We start from the raw sequence: 17,676 nt of genomic DNA on the forward strand, positions 1-17,676 counted from the left end.
GTGCCACGACCCAGGCGCCTTGAGCCATCCGCGATTACGCGCGGCGCGCCGACCGGCCGCGGGTAGGGGCGACATGGCTGGAAAGCCGCGCGCGACCCCGCACGGCGGGGCCGGGCGGGGTGCAGCCAGCCACGAGGGGAGTTACATGCGGAAGTGTTCGCCGAGGTACACGCGGCGGACGCTCTCGTTCTCGATGATGTCGCTCGGCGCGCCGGCGGCGAGCACCGAGCCGTCGCTGATGATGTATGCGTGGTCGCAGATGCCGAGCGTTTCGCGGACGTTGTGATCGGTAATCAACACGCCGATGTTGCGCTGCTTGAGGAACTTGACGATCTTCTGGATCTCGAGCACCGCGATCGGGTCGACGCCGGCGAACGGTTCGTCGAGCAGGATGAAGTTCGGGTTGGTCGCGAGCGCACGCGCGATTTCGACGCGGCGGCGTTCGCCGCCCGACAGCGACAGCGCCGGATTCTCGCGCAGGTGACCGATCTGCAGCTCGTCGAGCAGCGCTTCGGTGCGCGACGCGATCGCGTCCTTCGACAGCCGCTTGCCGTCCTCGCCGTACTGCAGCTCGAGCACCGCACGGATGTTTTCCTCGACGGTCAGCTTGCGGAACACGGACGCTTCCTGCGGCAGGTACGACAAGCCGAGCGATGCGCGCTTGTGGATCGGCAGCAGGCTGATCGAGCTGCCGTTCAGCGAGATCTCGCCCGCGTCGAGCGGCACGAGGCCGACGATCATGTAGAACGACGTCGTCTTGCCGGCGCCGTTCGGGCCGAGCAGGCCGACGACTTCGCCGCTCTTCACGTCGAGCGACACGTCCTTGACGACGGTGCGCGAGCCGTAGCGTTTCTTCAGGTTGCGGACGACGAGCGAGCTCGTCGTGCCGGCCGGCTGGCGATTCGGTAGCGCGTTCATTGGCCCGGCGCTCCCTGGATCGTGGTCGACGGCGACAGCTTCGCCGGCGCGCCGGTCAGCGGACCTGCGCCGCCGTTCTTCGGCGACAGCATCGCGCGCACGCGGCCGGTCGGATTGCCCGGCGCCGCGACGTCCTTGCCGCCCTTCGCGGTGTAGAAGTCGTGCTGGCCGTCGTACGTGATCACGCTGCCGTGCACGGTGTCGGCGATGGTCGACGTGCCCTGCAGGCGGCGCACGGTGGCCGCGGTCGTCAGCGTCGTCAGGTCCTGCTTGCCGTCGTAGTCGATGCGCTCGGCGTCGCCGTCGATGTACTCGTCGAGACCTTCGCGCTTCTGGCGGAACGTCGCATGCTTCTTGCTGCTGCCGAACGACGTCGCGTACTGATAGCCTTCCGGATCCTGGCGCACTTCGACGCGATCGCCCTTGATGATGATCGTGCCCTTCGTGATCACGACGTTGCCGGTCGCGACCGTGACCTGCTTCAGATCGTCATAGGTCAGGTTGTCCGCCTCGACGTTGATCGGCTTGCTCTGGTCGGCCTTCTCGGCATGGGCGAGCGGCGCCAGCCCGACGAGCGGGAGCGCCACGAGCGTCGCGGCGAGCGCGGCGCGGACGGCGCGCGCAGCGCCGCCGGAATTCTGTCGAGGGAACGGTTCGTTCATGCAGTCACGTGAGGGATGCGTCACTTGGGTTGACCTTTCGAGCCGCCGGACGTGTCAGACGCGGCGATCGTGCCGCGCACGTTGCCGTAAAGCTCGATGACCCGGGTGACGTTGTTGTACTTCATGCCGTCGGTCGCGTTGACGAGCGACAGGCCGCGCTGAAGTTTAACCGGCTTTTCGGTCTGGATCACATCGTCATTGACGAAGATCCGGAAATGCTGGGAATCGGCCTGCATCTGCGGATCGCCGCCGCCGGCCACGCGCAGGATGCGCGCGTCGTCGTACAAATCGACGATCGACACGTCGCCGTTGACGGTGCCGCGCTTCGAGGTGGTCGTCACGACCGGCTTGCCGGGCTGGAACGCGCGCATGGCCGGATCGGTCAGGTCGCTGTTGTCGGTGTCTTCGTAATGGATCAGCTTCGCAGCCGTCAGCCGGTACTGGGTCGTGCCCGACTGGTCGAGCTCGGTAACCGAGAAGTTGTCCGCGAAATAGTCGGGCGTATGGCGCTTCGGCTGCACGGCGCCCTCGCCGGGCGGCGGCAGCGTCGCCTGCAGCAGCCACCACGTGATGCCCGCGAGCGCGGCGACCGCGACGAGCGGCAGCAACTGGGTCCAGCGGAAATGCGTGTTCATCCGTCAGGCTCCGCAGGCGGCCGCGAGCATGGCGTCGTAGCGGCGTTGCGCGCGCAGGATCGCGTCGCACACTTCGCGCACGGCACCCTGGCCGCCGCGGGCCTCGGCCACCCAGTGGGCGCGGGCGATCACCTCGGGATGCGCATTGGCCGGCGCGGTCGCGAAGCCGCAGCGCAGCATCACCGGCAGGTCGGGCCAGTCGTCGCCCATGTAGCCGCAGGCGTCGGCGGTGAGGCCGAGCGACGCGATCAGATCGGCGAACACGGTGAGCTTGTTCTCGACGCCCTGGAACAGGTGCGCGATCTTCATTTCCTTCGCGCGCGCCGCGACGATGTCCGAGCGGCGGCCGGTGATGATCGCGGTCGCGATGCCGGCCTCGCCGAGCAGCTTCACGCCGTGGCCGTCGAGCGAATTGAACGACTTCATCGCATCGCCGGCCGCGGTAAACAGCAGGCCGCCGTCGGTCAGCACGCCGTCGACGTCGAAAATCATCAGCTTTACGCGGCTCGCGCGTTCGGCCGCAGTCAGCGCTGCGCTCATCAGATTACCTTCTTCGAAAACAGGTCGTGCATGTTCAGGGCGCCGATCAGCACGCCGGCGGCATCGACCACCAGCATCTGGTTGATCCGGTGGCGCTCCATCAGTTCCACGGCTTCGACCGCGAGATGCTCGGGGCCGATCGTGCGCGGCTCGTGCGTCATCACGTCGACGATCGGCAGCGTGCGGAAATCGCCGTCGCGGGCGAGCACGCGGCGCAGGTCGCCGTCGGTGAAGATGCCGGCGACGCGGCCGTCGGCATCGACCACGGCCGTCATGCCCATCCGCTTCGCGGTGATCTGGAACAGCGCGTCCGACAGCGTCGCGTCGGCGCCGACCAGCGGCACGTCGTCGCCCGAGCGCATCACGTCGCGCACATGGGTGAGCAGGCGGCGGCCGAGCGCGCCGCCCGGATGCGAGCGCGCGAAATCCTCGGAACCGAAGCCGCGCGCGTCGAGCACCGCGACGGCGAGCGCATCGCCGAGCGCGAGCGCGGCGGTCGTGCTCGCGGTGGGCGCGAGGTTCAGCGGGCACGCTTCCTTCGAGACCGCGGCGTTCAGGTTCACGTCGGCAAGCGTGCCGAGGCTCGATTCCGCACGACCCGTGATCGCGATCAGCTTCGCGCCGATCCGCTTGACGAGCGGCAGGATCGCGACGAGTTCTTCCGACTCGCCCGAATACGAAATACCGATGAAGACGTCGTCCGACGTGACCATGCCGAGGTCGCCGTGGCTGGCTTCGGCCGGATGGACGAAAAAGGCCGGCGTGCCGGTGCTCGCGAGGGTCGCCGCGATCTTGCGGGCGATATGCCCCGATTTGCCGATGCCGGACACCACCACGCGGCCGCGGCAGCCGAGCAGCAGCGCAACGGCCTGGACGAAGTCGCCGTCGAGCTGGTCGCGCAGCGCGCGTACGGCGTCCGCCTCGATGTCGAGCACGTCGCGGGCGAGCGCGAGCGCCCGATCATCATTGATTTTCGCTATCATGCGCGGAGTATAGCAAAGGCGTTTGTTCGCCGCGCCGGGCTTTCGGACTCGTCCGAAGTCGCCTGACCATCGCCACCACCCGCGCCCGCATTGCCGTGGCCCCGACGAACGAGGACGCTTCGCCTGTGATTTCCCCGCTCGAAATGACCCTGCTGCTGTTGCTGGCCTCGGTGGTGGGTGTCGTCGTATTCCGCTCGTTGAACCTGCCGCCGATGCTCGGCTACCTGACCGTCGGCATCCTGGTCGGCCCGCACGCATTCGGCATTGCCGCGGACCTCGAACGGGCCGAACACCTCGCGGAATTCGGCGTGGTGTTCCTGATGTTCTCGATCGGCCTCGAATTCTCGCTCGCGAAGCTCAGGGCGATGCAGCGGCTCGTGTTCGGGCTCGGACTGCTGCAGGTCGTCGCCACCCTTGTGCTCGCGGTCGGGCTCGGCGCGCTGTTCGAGCGCTGGGTGCACATCACGTGGCAGGGCAGTGTCGCGCTCGGCGGCGCGCTCGCGATGTCGTCGACGGCGATCGTGTCGAAGATGCTCGCCGAGCGGCTCGAGATCGAGACCGCCCACGGCCGCAACATCTTCGGCGTGCTGCTGTTCCAGGATCTCGCGGTGGTGCCGCTGCTGATCGTGATCGCCGCGTTCGGCGCGGAATCGTCGAAGGATCTCGCGATCACGCTCGGCTTCGCGGCCGTCAAGATCGTGATCGCGCTCACGCTGCTGCTGGTCATCGGGCAGCGCTTCATGACGCGCTGGCTCAACGTCGTCGCGCGACGTCGCTCGCAGGAACTGTTCGTGCTGAACCTGCTGCTCGTCACGCTCGGCGCCGCGTTCATCACCGACAAGTTCGGCCTGTCGCTCGCGCTCGGCGCGTTCATCGCCGGGATGCTGATCTCCGAGACGCCGTTCCGCCATCAGGTGGAGGAGGACATCAAGCCGTTTCGCGATGTGCTGCTCGGCCTGTTCTTCGTGACGACCGGGATGCTGCTCGATCCGCGCGTGATCTGGGAGCACCCGCTCCTCGTGCTCGGCTTCTTCGTCGGCCAGATCCTGTTCAAGGGGACCATGATCGCGGGGCTCGCGCGGCTGTTCGGCGCGACGCCGGGCGTGGCGATGCGCACCGGCATCGGGCTCGCGCAGGCCGGCGAATTCGGCTTCGTGCTGCTGAACCTGATCCTCGACCGGCATCTGGTCGATTCGACGCTGTTGCAGGCGATCCTCGCGTCGATGCTGCTGTCGATGCTCGCCGCGCCGTTCCTGATCCAGAACGCCGACCGGATCGTGATGCGGCTGTCGTCGACGGAATGGATGCAGCAGTCGCTGCAGATGACGCGGATCGCGACGCAAAGCCTCAAGCAGCGCGGCCACGTGATCATCTGCGGCTACGGCCGCGCGGGCCAGAACCTGGCCCGCATGCTCGAGCAGGAAGGCATTTCGTACGTCGCGCTCGACCTCGATCCCGATCGCGTGAGCGCGGCCGCGACCGCCGGCGAATCCGTCGTGTTCGGCGATGCGGCGCGCCGCGAATCGCTGCTCGCGGCTGGTATTCACCGCGCGGCGGCCGTCGCGATCACCTATGCGAACACGCCGTCCGCGCTGCGCGTGCTGCACCACGTGCACGAGCTGGAGCCGACGCTGCCGGCGATCGTACGCACCGTCGACGACGCCGATCTCGAGAAGCTGCTCGCGGCCGGCGCGACCGAAGTGATCCCGGAGATCGTCGAGGGCAGCCTGATGCTCGCGTCGCACACGCTGGTGCTGGTGGGCGTGCCGATGCGCAAGGTCGTGCGGCGCGTCGAGGAGATGCGCGACGAGCGCTACAGCCTGCTGCGCGGCTATTTCCACGGCGCGGACGATGCGGACGACGACGATCACGAGCAGGTGCGGCTACAATCTGTGCCGGTCGACGCGCGCGCGGACGCGGTCGGGCGCTCGCTGGAGGAGCTCGGGCTGTATGCGCTCGGGCTGGAAGTCACGGCGATCCGCCGGCACGGCATTCGCGGCGTCGAACCCGACCCGCAGACCAAGCTGCGCGCGAGCGACATCGTCGTGCTGCGCGGGCTGCCCGAGGCGCTCGCGCTCGCGGAGGAACGGCTGTCGCGCCATCGGCGCGATCCGCCGGCCGCGGTCGTCTGAGTCGCCGGAGTCGCGATTCAATAACCTGACCCGTATTTATTCGAAACGGTGCCCGATCCTCGCGCACCGTTTTTTTCGGAGAGTTTCATGCCGCATTCGTCGTCGGGCGCACCGCTCGATCCGGTCGCCTTCATTCACAGCCAGATCCGCACGGTGCCCGACTGGCCGCAGCCGGGCGTGATGTTCCGCGACATTACGACGCTGCTGCAGAGCCCGAAGGCGCTGCGCATCCTCGTCGACCTGTTCGTCGAACGCTATGTCGATGCGAAGCTCGACTACGTCGCGGGGCTCGATGCGCGCGGCTTCATCATCGCGCCGATCGTCGCGTACGAGCTGAGCGTCGGTTTCGTGCCGATCCGCAAGGTCGGCAAGCTGCCGTACAAGACGCGTTCGGAATCGTACGACCTCGAATACGGCAGTGCGACGGTCGAGATTCACGAAGACGCGTGCCGCCCCGGCGACCGCGTGATCATCATGGACGACCTGATCGCGACCGGCGGCACGATGATGGCGGGGCGCAACCTGCTGCAGCGGCTCGGCGCGGTCGTCGTCGAGGGCGCGGCGATCATCGACCTGCCCGATCTCGGCGGCTCGACGCTGTTGCGCAACGCGGGGCTGCCCGTCTATACCGTCACCGAATTCGCCGGCCACTGAACCACCGAACGCCGGCCCACGCCGCGAGGTCACGATGCCCAACTTCATGCTGTTTCTCGCGACATCGGTCGCGATCACGTTCGCGCCGGGTCCCGACAACCTGCAGGTGCTCGCGCGCGGCATCTCGCAGGGGCGCGCCGCCGGCTTCGTCGCGGCACTCGGCTTCACGGCCGGGATCCTGTTCCACACGACGCTCGCGGCGCTCGGCGTCGCGGCCGTGCTGCGTTCGTCGCCGGTCGCGTTCCAGACGCTGAAGCTCGCGGGCGCCGCGTACCTCGTGTGGATCGGCATCAAGGCGCTGCGCAGCCAGGGCCTCGCGAACGCGCATGAGCGTCCGCCGCAGCCGCTCGGCGCGATCTTCCGACAGAGCGTGATCGGCAACCTGATGAACCCGAAGGTCACGCTGTTCTTCGTCGTGTTCCTGCCTCAGTTCGTCGATCCGCACGGCGTGCAGAGCGTGACGCTGCAGATGTTCGAGCTGGGTGCATTGTTCATGCTGCAGACGGCCGCGATCTTCACGCTGTTCGGCGTCGGCGCGGGCGCGATCGGCACGTGGCTGAAGCGCCGTCCGAAGGCCGGCGTGTGGCTCGACCGGATCGCCGGCGCGACCTTCATCGCGATCGGCATTCGCGTCGCGCTGAAGGACTGAACCCGATGACGTTTCCGTGCATTGCGGCCGCACGCCGCTTCGATCCGGCCGCGCACCTGCGTTTCGAGATCGCCGGCGAGCAGGTCGGCTGGGTGCGTCGCCAGGACGTCGCGAAGCTCGCCCGCTGGCCCGACGTGTTCGAGCTGACCGACGCGCGGGTCGCGCTGTCGGCACGCTACGACACCGTGGACGCGCGCAGCATGGCGCTCGCGAGCGCGATCGGCGCGCTGGCGGCCGAGGGCGCGATCCCGGGCTGGCGCGACGAGATCTATGCGATCCGCAACCGCTTCGACGATCCGCCGCTCGCGTACATCGAGCGCGCCGCGTCGCGCTTTTTCGGCACGCAGACCTATGCGGTGCACCTGAACGGCATCGTAGAATATGCGGCTGCGCCCGGTTCGCCGGCCGTGCCGCAGATGTGGCTCGGCCGCCGCAGCGCCACCAAGGCCACCGACCCCGGCATGCTCGATAACGTCGTGGCGGGCGGCATCGGCTGGGGCCTGGGCGTTCACGAGACGCTCGCGAAGGAATGCTGGGAAGAGGCCGGCATGCCGGCCGAACTGGCGGCGCGCGCGATCGCGGGTCGCGCGGTGCAGGTGCTGTGCTCGCTGCCCGAAGGCACGCAGTCCGAACTGATCTTCGTGTACGACCTGCCGCTGCCGCGCGACTTCGCGCCGCACAACCAGGACGGCGAAGTCGCCGAGCACCTGCTGGCCGGCGTGCCCGAGGTGATCGGCTGGTTGCGCGAAGGTCGCGCGACGATGGATGCGAGCCTCGCGATGCTCGACACGCTGCTGCGCCATCGCTGGCTCGCGGCGGCGGATGCCGCGGGCATCGACGCGCTGTTCGCGCCGCCTGCGTGACGCGCGCCCGGGCCGGGGCGCAGCCACACGCACGAGCTATTTGACGAATACCGAAACGAAGGGAGTAGCGGTCATGCCGACCGATCACAGCTTTATCTTGAAACTGTCGTGCCCCGACCGGCACGGCATCGTCCACGCGGTCTCGGGCTTCCTGTTCGAGCGCAGCAACAACATCCTCGATTCCGCGCAGTTCGGCGACAGTCGCACCAGCGAGTTCTTCATGCGCGTGCACTTCGAGCAGGACGGCCGCGGCGCGGATGTCGCGACGGCGCTCGACACGCTGCGCAGCGAATTCGCCCCGCTCGCCGAGCAGTTCGGGATGCGCTGGGAATTGCACGACGCGGCCGTGAAGCCGCGCGTCGTGATCATGGTGTCGAAGATCGGCCATTGCCTGAACGACCTGCTGTTCCGCTATCGCACCGGTCAGTTGCCGATCGAGATCCCGGCGATCGTGTCGAACCACAAGGAGTTCTACCAACTCGCCGCGAGCTACAACATCCCGTTCCATCATTTCCCGCTCGTCGGCGGTTCGTCCGACGCCGCGAAGGCCGCGCAGGAAGCGCGCGTGCTGGAAGTGATCGACGAGCACCAGGCCGATCTCGTCGTGCTCGCACGCTACATGCAGATCCTGTCGCCGGACATGTGCCGGCAGCTCGCCGGCCGCGCGATCAACATCCACCATTCGTTTCTGCCGAGCTTCAAGGGCGCGAAGCCGTACTACCAGGCGTTCGACCGCGGCGTGAAGCTGATCGGCGCGACCGCGCACTACGTGACGACCGATCTCGACGAAGGCCCGATCATCGAGCAGGAAGTCGAGCGCGTCGACCACAGCATGACGCCCGATCAGCTGACCGCGATCGGTCGCGACGTCGAGTGCGTGACGCTGGCGCGCGCGGTGAAGTGGCACGTCGAGCACCGGATCGTGCTGAACGGGACCAAGACGGTCGTGTTCCGCTGATCGGCTGCGGGCCGGATGGCCGTCCCCGGATGGCCGTCCCCCGGATGGCCGGCCCCCACAAACAAAAACGCCGCGCCCTTGACGGGGCGCGGCGTTTTTTATTGCGCGGCGGGGCAGGGGCGTCAGATCAGCCGCAGCATGTACAGCTCGCGCTTCAGGTACGCATAGAAGATCGGCGCGGCGATCACGCCGGGGAGCCCGAACGCGGCTTCCATGATCAGCATCGCGAGCAGCAGCTCCCACGCGCGCGACTCGATCTGGCCGCCGATGATCTTCGCGTTCAGGAAGTATTCGAACTTGTGGATGATCACGAGGAACGCGAGCGACGCGATCGCGGTGCCCATGCTGACCGACAGCGACACCGCGACGATCAGCGTGTTCGAGATCAGGTTGCCGATCACCGGCAGCAGGCCGACGATGAAGGTCACGAGCACCAGCGTTTTCGACAGCGGCAACTGCTGGTGGAAGATCGGCAGCGCGACGAGCAGGTAGATGGCCGTGAAGGCCGCGTTGATCGCCGAGATCTTGATCTGCGCGAAGACGATCCGGCGGAACGATTCGGCAAAGCGCGACACGCGCGTGACGAGGGCGGTCGACAGCGGCCGGCGCACCTTGCCGTGCTCGACACCGATCGCGATCATCGCGCCGATGATCATCCCGAACACCACGTGGCCGAAGCCGCGCGCGACGCTCTTGCCGCCTTGCTGGAGCTGATCCATGTGCGAGTGCATCAGCACTGCCGCCTTGGTCTTCATCTGTTCGACGTCGACGGGCAGCAGGTTCGCGATCCACGCCGGCGTGCGCGCGCGCGTTTGCTCGACGATCTGCATCAACTGGCCGAGCAGGGTCTGCAGGTTCGGCACCGTGTGCTCGAAGTGCTCGATGATGCCGATTGTCAGGCCGGTGAGCCCGCCGACGATCACGATCGACAGCAGCACGACGGCGACCCAGCGCGCCCGCATGCTGGTGGTGTGGCGTTCGATCACCGGGGCGATCGTGTGGATGAGCTGGTAGACCAGCATGCCGGCCAGCAGCCCGCCGAGGAGCCTCAGTTCGATGACGAGCACCATCGAGACGAGGGCGAACAGGTAGCTGCCGATCTCGATCGCCGACAACTTCGGCAGGCTGAAGTCGCTCGTCAACCGCACGCTGCGCAGGTGCGGCTCGCGGTTCTGCGCGTCGTGCGACTCTTGTTGCTTCTCCATCGTGGATTCCTGTCGTTCGTGTGTCATGCCGCGCGATGGGCGGCAGAGCGGCGTTCGCCGGGCATTGCACCGGATTGGTGCGGACGGCGAATCTTACGACCGTAAAGTATAGCTGCCATTATGGTCCGCCATGAGGCAGTTTGACTCATGGCGTAAACGCAGAAGGGAAAACCACGGGGGGGCGGGCGCCGCCGCAGGGCCCGAACCGTGCGCGGCCGGGCGGCTGCGCACGGTGGAGGCGAGGCTGTCAGCCGGCCGCCGCCTTGCGGGTCGGGCGCTTGAGCAGCGGCGCGAGGTACTTGCCGGTGAAGCTGGCCTTGGTCTTCGCGACCTGCTCGGGTGTGCCCTGCGCGATGATCTGGCCGCCGCCGGCGCCGCCCTCGGGGCCGAGGTCGATCACCCAGTCGGCCGTCTTGATCACGTCGAGGTTGTGCTCGATGATCACAACCGTGTTGCCCTGGTCGCGCAGCCGGTGGATCACCTCGAGCAGCAGCGCGATGTCGTGGAAGTGCAGGCCGGTGGTCGGCTCGTCGAGGATGTACAGCGTGCGGCCGGTGTCGCGCTTGGACAGCTCCAGCGACAGCTTCACGCGCTGCGCCTCGCCGCCCGACAGCGTCGTGGCCGACTGGCCGAGGCGGATGTAGCCGAGGCCGACGTCGAGCAGCGTCTTCAGCTTGCGGGCGATGACCGGCACCGCGCTGAAAAATTCATACGCCTGTTCGACCGTCATGTCGAGCACTTCGCTGATGTTCTTGCCCTTGTACTGCACCTCGAGCGTTTCGCGGTTGTAGCGCTTGCCGTGGCACACGTCGCACGGGACGTACACGTCCGGCAGGAAGTGCATCTCGACCTTCAGCACGCCGTCGCCCTGGCACGACTCGCAGCGGCCGCCCTTCACGTTGAACGAGAAGCGGCCCGGGTCGTAGCCGCGCTCCTTCGCGGTCGGCACGCCCGAGAACAGCTCGCGGATCGGCGTGAACAGGCCCGTGTAGGTGGCCGGGTTCGAGCGCGGCGTGCGGCCGATCGGCGACTGGTCGACGTTGATCACCTTGTCGAAGTGCTCGAGCCCCTCGATCGCCTCGTGCGGCGCCGGCTCGGCCGACGAGCCGTACAGGTGGCGCGCGACCGCGTGATACAGCGTGTCGTTGATCAGCGTCGACTTGCCGGAGCCCGACACGCCGGTGATGCAGGTCAACAGGCCGACCGGCAGTTCGAGATCGACGTGCTGCAGGTTGTTGCCGTGCGCGTCGAGGATGCGCAGCATCCGCTCGGGATCGGGCGCGAGGCGCTCGTCCGGATACTCGATCGTGCGCTTGCCGACGAGATACTGGCCCGTCAGCGACTGCGGGTTCGACTGCACCTGCTTCGGCGTGCCTTCGGCGACCACCACGCCGCCGTGTTCGCCGGCGCCCGGGCCCATGTCGACGACGTAGTCGGCCGTGCGGATCATGTCCTCGTCGTGCTCGACGACGATCACCGAGTTGCCGAGGTCGCGCAGGTGCTTGAGCGTGCCGATCAGGCGGTCGTTGTCGCGCTGGTGCAGGCCGATCGACGGCTCGTCGAGCACGTACATCACGCCGGTCAGGCCCGAGCCGATCTGCGACGCGAGCCGGATGCGCTGCGCCTCGCCGCCCGACAGGGTTTCCGCGCTGCGCTCGAGCGACAGGTAGTCGAGGCCGACGTTGTTCAGGAAGGTCAGGCGCGCGACGATTTCCTTGATCACCTTGTCGGCGATCTCGCGCTTCGCGCCGTCGAGCGACAGGCCGTCGAAATAGCCGAGCGCGTCGCGCAGCGGCCAGCCGCTGATTTCATAGATGCCGCGCGCGTAGTCGCCGGTGCCGACCCGCACGTGGCGTGCTTCGCGGCGCAGGCGCGTGCCTTCGCACGACGGGCACGGCTGGTTGTTCTGGTACTTCGACAGCTCTTCGCGCACCGCGACCGAATCGGTCTCGCGGTAGCGGCGCTCGAGGTTCGGGATGATCCCTTCGAACACGTGCTCGCGGATCGTCGTGCGGCCGCGCTCGTTGATGTACGAGAACGGGATCGTCTGCTTGCCCGAGCCGAACAGCAGCACCTTGCGGATCTTTTCCGGCAGATCCTCGAAGGCGGCGTCGATGTCGAATTCGTAGAACGCCGCGAGGCTCTGCAGCATCTGGAAGTAGAACTGGTTGCGGCGGTCCCAGCCTTTCACGGCGCCGGCGGCGAGCGACAGCGACGGGTGTGCGACGACCCGCTTCGGGTCGAAGAACGTGATCTGGCCGAGGCCGTCGCATTCCGGGCACGCGCCCATCGGGTTGTTGAACGAGAACAGCCGCGGCTCGAGCTCCTGCAGCGAGTACGAGCAGATCGGGCACGCGAACTTCGAGCTGAACAGGTGCTCGTGGTCGGACTCCATCTCGAGCGCGATCGCGCGGCCGTCGGCGAGGCGCAGCGCGGTCTCGAACGATTCCGCGAGGCGCTGCTTCATGTCCGGGCGCACCTTCAGGCGGTCGACGACGACGTCGATCGTGTGCTTGTCGTTCTTCTTCAGCTTCGGCAGCGACTCGACCTCGTAGATCTTCGCGACGCCTTCGTTCGCGGTGCCGCCGCCCGAGCGCACGCGAAAGCGCACGAAGCCCTGCGCCTGCATGTCCTCGAACAGCTCGGCGTGCTCGCCCTTGCGGTTCGCGACGACCGGCGCGAGGATCATCAGCTTGGTTTCCTCGGGCAGCGCGAGCGCGGCGTCGACCATCTGCGACACGCTCTGCGCCTCGAGCGGGATGTCGTGGTCGGGGCAGTAGGGCGTGCCGACACGTGCGAACAAAAGTCGCAGGTAGTCGTGGATCTCGGTGACCGTGCCGACGGTCGAACGCGGGTTGTGGGACGTCGCCTTCTGCTCGATCGAGATCGCCGGCGACAGGCCTTCGATCAGGTCGACGTCGGGTTTCTCCATCAACTGCAGGAACTGGCGGGCGTACGCGGACAGGCTTTCGACGTAGCGGCGCTGCCCTTCGGCATAAAGGGTGTCGAACGCGAGCGACGACTTGCCCGACCCGGACAACCCGGTAATCACGACGAGCTTGTGGCGCGGCAGGTCGAGATTGACGTTTTTCAGGTTGTGGGTACGTGCCCCACGGATACGGATCTGTTCCATGAACCTGGCGAAAATGGAGGGAACCAAACCTGCTACTATAACGGCTTTTCGAGGCCGTCGTTTGGGGCCCCCAGCCTCAGCAGCAGCTGGCAGCAAGGCAGTGCCCGCGCCGGGAAAACGGCCGCGCCGCGCGGCTTCGCACGGCCCGCAGGCTGCCTGCGTCATGCTCCGGCAAGCGACTTGCCCTGCCTGCCAGGCCGGTGGCCCTGATCTTCCGCCGCCCGCCGCCGGGCGGACAATCCGATCATTCGAAATTCATTCCCGATGTCCAATCCGTCCGCCACGTCTTCCCGCATGAGCGCGCCCGAACTGCGCGCGACCGCATCGCTCGCAGCGATCTTCGCGCTGCGCATGCTCGGCCTGTTCATGATCATGCCGGTGTTCTCGGTCTACGCGAAAACCATCCCGGGCGGCGACAACGTGCTGCTCGTCGGCCTCGCGCTCGGGGCCTACGGCGTCACGCAGTCGCTGCTGTACATCTTCTACGGGTGGGCGTCCGACAAGTTCGGCCGCAAGCCCGTGATCGCCACCGGCCTGCTGATCTTCGCGCTCGGCAGCTTCGTCGCCGCGTTCGCGCACGACATCACGTGGATCATCGTCGGCCGCGTGATCCAGGGGATGGGCGCCGTGTCGTCCGCGGTGCTGGCGTTCATCGCCGACCTGACCTCCGAGCAGAACCGCACCAAGGCGATGGCGATGGTCGGCGGCTCGATCGGCATGTCGTTCGCGATCGCGATCGTCGGCGCGCCGATCGTGTTCCACTGGGTCGGGATGAGCGGCCTGTTCGCGATCGTCGGCGTGCTGTCGATCCTCGCGATCGGCGTCGTGGTGTGGATCGTGCCCAACGCGGCGAAGCCGGTGCACGTGCCCGCGCCGTTCGCCGAGGTGCTGCACAACGTCGAGCTGCTGCGCCTGAACTTCGGCGTGCTCGTGCTGCATGCGACGCAGACGGCGCTGTTCCTCGTCGTGCCGCGCCTGCTGGTCGACGGCGGGCTGCCGGTCGCGTCGCACTGGAAGGTCTACCTGCCGGTGATGGGGCTCGCGTTCGTGATGATGGTCCCGGCGATCATCGTCGCGGAAAAGCGGGGCAAGATGAAGCCGGTGCTGCTCGGCGGCATTCTGGCTATCCTGATCGGCCAATTGCTGCTGGGCAGCGCGCCGCATACCATCCTGATGGTGGCGGCGATCCTGTTCGTGTACTTCCTGGGTTTCAACATCCTGGAGGCGTCGCAGCCGTCGCTCGTGTCGAAGCTCGCGCCCGGTTCGCGCAAGGGCGCGGCCACGGGCGTCTACAACACCACGCAGTCGATCGGGCTCGCGCTCGGCGGCATCGCGGGCGGCTGGCTGCTGAAGCACGGCGGCGCGGATACCGTCTTCTATGCGTGCTCAGGGCTCGTTGCCGCGTGGCTTATAATCGCGGCCAGCATGAAAGCGCCGCCGCGCAAGGCCTGAACCTTCTTTTCGGGCAGGCACCGGCGGCGCTCGCCGGCTTGCCCGGCGGGCCGCTCCGACGACTTTCGCGGGCGGCCCCGCATCGAATTTACTGGATTACTGGAGAAACACATGGCATCCGTCAACAAGGTCATCCTCGTCGGCAATCTCGGCGCCGATCCTGAAGTCCGTTACCTGCCGAGCGGCGACGCGGTTGCGAACATTCGTCTCGCAACGACCGATCGCTACAAGGACAAGGCGAGCGGCGATTTCAAGGAAATGACCGAGTGGCACCGCGTCGCGTTTTTCGGCCGCCTCGCCGAAATCGTCAGCGAGTACCTGAAGAAGGGCTCGTCGGTCTATATCGAAGGCCGCATCCGCACGCGTAAGTGGCAAGGCCAGGACGGCCAGGATCGCTATTCGACCGAAATCGTCGCGGATCAAATGCAGATGCTCGGCGGCCGCGGTGCGGGCGGCGGGGGCGGGGGCGGTGGCGGTGACGAAGGCGGTTACGGCGGCGGCTACGGTGGTGGTGGCGGCGGTCGCGGCGGCGAACAGATGGAACGCGGCGGTGGCGGCGGCGGTCGTGCCGGCGGCGCGCCGCGCGGCGGTGCGGGCGGCGGCCAGAGCCGTCCGAGCGCGCCGGCAGGCGGCGGCTTCGACGAGATGGACGACGATATCCCGTTCTGACCGTCACGGCGGTATCCCGCACAGGAAAGGGCCCGAATGTCCGAACCAGGCGAATTGCCTGGCGTGGACCTTCGGGTCTTTTTTCGTTTACGTCCCTCACGCGCGAGGCCGAACGTGGCTGACGCACTCCCCGACATCATCGCCCCGCATCTCGACGTGCTGTTCTGCGGGATCAACCCCGGCATGGCCGCGGCCGCGACCGGCCATCACTTCGCGGGAAGGAGCAACCGCTTCTGGCGCGTGCTGCATCTCGCGGGCTTCACGCCGGACGAAATCGCGCCGCAGGACGACCGGACGATACTCGGGTACGGCTGCGGGCTGACGGCGGTCGTACCGCGGCCGACCGCGCGTGCAGATCAGTTGTCGCACGACGAATTCGTCGCTGCCGCGGCCGTCTTCGAGCAGAAGCTCGAACGTTACGCGCCGCGCTTCGTCGCGTTCCTGGGCAAGGCCGCCTATGCGGCGCTGTCCGGGCAACGCGAGATCGCATGGGGGCTGCAACCGGCGCGCGTGCAGCGCGCGGCCGTCTGGATCCTGCCGAACCCGAGCGGCAGAAACCGCGCATTCAGTCTCGACGAACTGGTCGACGCGTATCGTCAGCTTCGCGTGGCGGCGCAAGCGGTTTCCGACAGCCTGCGGCCGGAGGTGCGGAATGACGCGAAATAAGCGCGCGCCGGACTGGCCGGGCACGGTGTTGCCGCGCGCGTTCTTCGATCGCTCGGCCCCCGACGTCGCGCCGCAATTGCTGAACAAGATCCTCGCGGCCGCCGACGGCCGCGCCGGCCGCATCGTCGAAGTGGAAGCCTATGCCGGCGCGATCGACCCGGCCGCGCACACCTATCGCGGCAAGACGCCGCGCAATGCGACGATGTTCGGGCCGCCCGGGCATATGTACGTCTATTTCACCTACGGGATGCACTGGTGCTGCAATTGCGTGTGCGGGCCGGACGGCGCCGGCACGGGCGTGCTGATCCGGGCGCTGGAACCGCTGCATGGGCTCGAACGGATGCGCGCGGCACGGCCGCCGCTGACACGCGATCGCGATCTGTGCCGCGGGCCGGCCCGGCTGACCCAGGCGCTCGGCATCGGCGGCGCGCAGGACGGCGTCGATCTGGTCGCTGCCCGCGACGGCTTCGCGATCGTGGACGACGGCATGGCGCCGCCCGCCAATCTGGCGGGCGGGCCGCGCATCGGCATTCGCGTCGGCATGGATCTGCCGTGGCGGTGGAGCGTGCCGGGCAACCGTTATGTATCGGGCACGTTGCCGCGCATCTGACGGATGTCACGCGGCCGCCATGATTGACCGGCTAAGCTGGATCTTTCGACGTTTCAATCGAAGGGGACACAATGCGGCGGGTCGTATTCAACCAGAAGGGCGGCGTGGGCAAATCGACGATCGTCTGCAACCTGGCGGCGATCAGTGCGAGTGAAGGGCTGCGCACGCTCGTCATCGACCTCGATGCGCAGGCGAATTCCACGCGTTACCTGCTCGGCGATGGCGCGGCCGACGCGCATCCCGGCGTCGCCGAATTCTTCGAGACCGCGCTGACCTTCAACTTCCGTCCGGTCGACGTCGCGTCGTTCATCCATCCGACCCCGTTCGAAGGTCTCGACGTGATGCCCGCGCATCCGGATCTCGACACGCTGCACGGCAAGCTGGAATCGCGCTACAAGATCTACAAGCTGCGCGACGCGCTGAACGAGCTCGACACCTACGATGCCGTCTACATCGATACGCCGCCCGCGCTGAACTTCTATACGCGCTCGGCGTTGATCGCGGTCGAGCGCTGCCTGATCCCGTTCGACTGCGACGACTTCTCGCGTCGCGCGCTGTACACGCTGCTCGAGAACGTGAAGGAAATCCAGCAGGACCACAACGCGGCGCTCGAGGTCGAAGGGATCGTCATCAATCAGTTCCAGCCACGCGCGAGCCTGCCGCAGCGGCTGGTCGACGAACTCGTCGACGAAGGGCTGCCGGTGCTGGCGTCGAGGCTGTCGGCGTCGGTGAAGATCCGCGAATCGCATCAGCAGTCGACCCCGGTGATCCACCTCGAACCGACGCACAAGCTCGCGCAGGAGTTTCGCGCGCTGCATCGCGAATTGGCCGGGTGAGGCGGGTGCCGCAGTTGCATGTCGTAATTCATCGGATCATTGAATGCGTCATTAATAATCCCGGAAACGGTTTCAAAATAAATCTGTAAAAACGATTACACGGGCGGCGTT

The 17,676-nt window shown here is 67.2% G+C and carries 17 protein-coding genes; 10 read left to right on the forward strand and 7 right to left on the reverse strand.

Annotated features, from left to right (window positions below; genetic code table 11):
• Window positions 1-141: 141 nt before the first annotated feature.
• From lptB to kdsD, 5 genes are read right to left on the reverse strand one after another with little or no spacing between them, the layout of a single operon-like run.
• Window positions 142-918: an LPS export ABC transporter ATP-binding protein gene (gene lptB, locus BX604_RS09740; protein WP_098550557.1), complete on the reverse strand. Its 777-nt coding sequence runs from the start codon at window positions 916-918 to the stop codon at window positions 142-144.
• Window positions 915-1,580 (reverse strand): lipopolysaccharide transport periplasmic protein LptA, encoded by a 666-nt coding sequence (gene lptA, locus BX604_RS09745; protein ID WP_098550558.1) that lies wholly within the window; start codon window positions 1,578-1,580, stop codon window positions 915-917. Before lptA ends, lptB begins: the two co-directional genes overlap by 4 nt.
• Window positions 1,581-1,600: 20 nt before the next feature.
• Entirely contained in the window at window positions 1,601-2,215 is a 615-nt protein-coding gene (gene lptC / locus BX604_RS09750) for an LPS export ABC transporter periplasmic protein LptC (RefSeq protein WP_098550559.1), read from the reverse strand.
• A gap of 3 nt (window positions 2,216-2,218) precedes the next feature.
• On the reverse strand, window positions 2,219-2,755 hold the full coding sequence (locus tag BX604_RS09755) for a KdsC family phosphatase (protein WP_098550560.1): 537 nt from the start codon (window positions 2,753-2,755) through the stop codon (window positions 2,219-2,221).
• The gene (gene kdsD / locus BX604_RS09760) at window positions 2,755-3,738 is read right to left on the reverse strand and encodes an arabinose 5-phosphate isomerase KdsD (protein ID WP_098550561.1); all 984 of its coding nucleotides are present in this window, start codon (window positions 3,736-3,738) and stop codon (window positions 2,755-2,757) included. Before kdsD ends, BX604_RS09755 begins: the two co-directional genes overlap by 1 nt.
• 125 nt (window positions 3,739-3,863) lie before the next feature.
• Between kdsD and BX604_RS09765 the strand changes: the two genes are divergently transcribed.
• The 5 genes from BX604_RS09765 to purU all read left to right on the forward strand — a co-directional run bounded on the left by BX604_RS09765 (window position 3,864) and on the right by purU (window position 8,994).
• On the forward strand, window positions 3,864-5,870 hold the full coding sequence (locus tag BX604_RS09765) for a monovalent cation:proton antiporter family protein (RefSeq protein WP_098550562.1): 2,007 nt from the start codon (window positions 3,864-3,866) through the stop codon (window positions 5,868-5,870).
• Window positions 5,871-5,957: 87 nt separating this feature from the next.
• Window positions 5,958-6,524, forward strand: a complete 567-nt coding sequence (locus tag BX604_RS09770; protein ID WP_034179054.1) for an adenine phosphoribosyltransferase — start codon at window positions 5,958-5,960, stop codon at window positions 6,522-6,524.
• A 34-nt stretch (window positions 6,525-6,558) separates the two neighbouring features.
• The gene (locus BX604_RS09775; RefSeq protein ID WP_098550563.1) at window positions 6,559-7,173 is read left to right on the forward strand and encodes a LysE family translocator; all 615 of its coding nucleotides are present in this window, start codon (window positions 6,559-6,561) and stop codon (window positions 7,171-7,173) included.
• Window positions 7,174-7,178: 5 nt separating this feature from the next.
• Entirely contained in the window at window positions 7,179-8,036 is an 858-nt protein-coding gene (locus BX604_RS09780) for an NUDIX hydrolase (RefSeq protein ID WP_098550564.1), read from the forward strand.
• A 73-nt stretch (window positions 8,037-8,109) separates the two neighbouring features.
• Window positions 8,110-8,994, forward strand: a complete 885-nt coding sequence (gene purU / locus BX604_RS09785) for a formyltetrahydrofolate deformylase (RefSeq protein WP_098550565.1) — start codon at window positions 8,110-8,112, stop codon at window positions 8,992-8,994.
• Window positions 8,995-9,116: 122 nt separating this feature from the next.
• On the opposite strand, the gene BX604_RS09790 is transcribed toward purU, so the two are convergent.
• Together BX604_RS09790 and uvrA are read right to left on the reverse strand one after the other, a co-directional pair.
• On the reverse strand, window positions 9,117-10,199 hold the full coding sequence (locus tag BX604_RS09790) for an AI-2E family transporter (protein WP_175801504.1): 1,083 nt from the start codon (window positions 10,197-10,199) through the stop codon (window positions 9,117-9,119).
• 247 nt (window positions 10,200-10,446) lie between these two features.
• On the reverse strand, window positions 10,447-13,332 hold the full coding sequence (uvrA, locus tag BX604_RS09795) for an excinuclease ABC subunit UvrA (protein WP_098550566.1): 2,886 nt from the start codon (window positions 13,330-13,332) through the stop codon (window positions 10,447-10,449).
• Between the two features lie 264 nt (window positions 13,333-13,596).
• Here uvrA and BX604_RS09805 point away from each other — a divergent pair, with 264 nt between their 5' ends.
• The 5 genes from BX604_RS09805 to BX604_RS09825 all read left to right on the forward strand — a co-directional run bounded on the left by BX604_RS09805 (window position 13,597) and on the right by BX604_RS09825 (window position 17,565).
• Window positions 13,597-14,784: an MFS transporter gene (locus tag BX604_RS09805; protein WP_098550567.1), complete on the forward strand. Its 1,188-nt coding sequence runs from the start codon at window positions 13,597-13,599 to the stop codon at window positions 14,782-14,784.
• Window positions 14,785-14,895: 111 nt separating this feature from the next.
• Window positions 14,896-15,453, forward strand: a complete 558-nt coding sequence (locus BX604_RS09810; RefSeq protein WP_098550568.1) for a single-stranded DNA-binding protein — start codon at window positions 14,896-14,898, stop codon at window positions 15,451-15,453.
• Between the two features lie 114 nt (window positions 15,454-15,567).
• The gene (gene mug, locus BX604_RS09815) at window positions 15,568-16,119 is read left to right on the forward strand and encodes a G/U mismatch-specific DNA glycosylase (protein WP_098550569.1); all 552 of its coding nucleotides are present in this window, start codon (window positions 15,568-15,570) and stop codon (window positions 16,117-16,119) included.
• Window positions 16,106-16,729, forward strand: a complete 624-nt coding sequence (locus tag BX604_RS09820) for a DNA-3-methyladenine glycosylase (RefSeq protein ID WP_098550570.1) — start codon at window positions 16,106-16,108, stop codon at window positions 16,727-16,729. The genes mug and BX604_RS09820 overlap by 14 nt, the downstream gene beginning before the upstream one ends.
• Window positions 16,730-16,800: 71 nt before the next feature.
• Window positions 16,801-17,565 (forward strand): ParA family protein, encoded by a 765-nt coding sequence (locus tag BX604_RS09825; RefSeq protein WP_098550571.1) that lies wholly within the window; start codon window positions 16,801-16,803, stop codon window positions 17,563-17,565.
• Window positions 17,566-17,676 lie beyond the last annotated feature (111 nt).

Source organism: Burkholderia sp. JKS000303 (assembly GCF_002563755.1).
Lineage (GTDB): Bacteria > Pseudomonadota > Gammaproteobacteria > Burkholderiales > Burkholderiaceae > Burkholderia > Burkholderia anthina_B.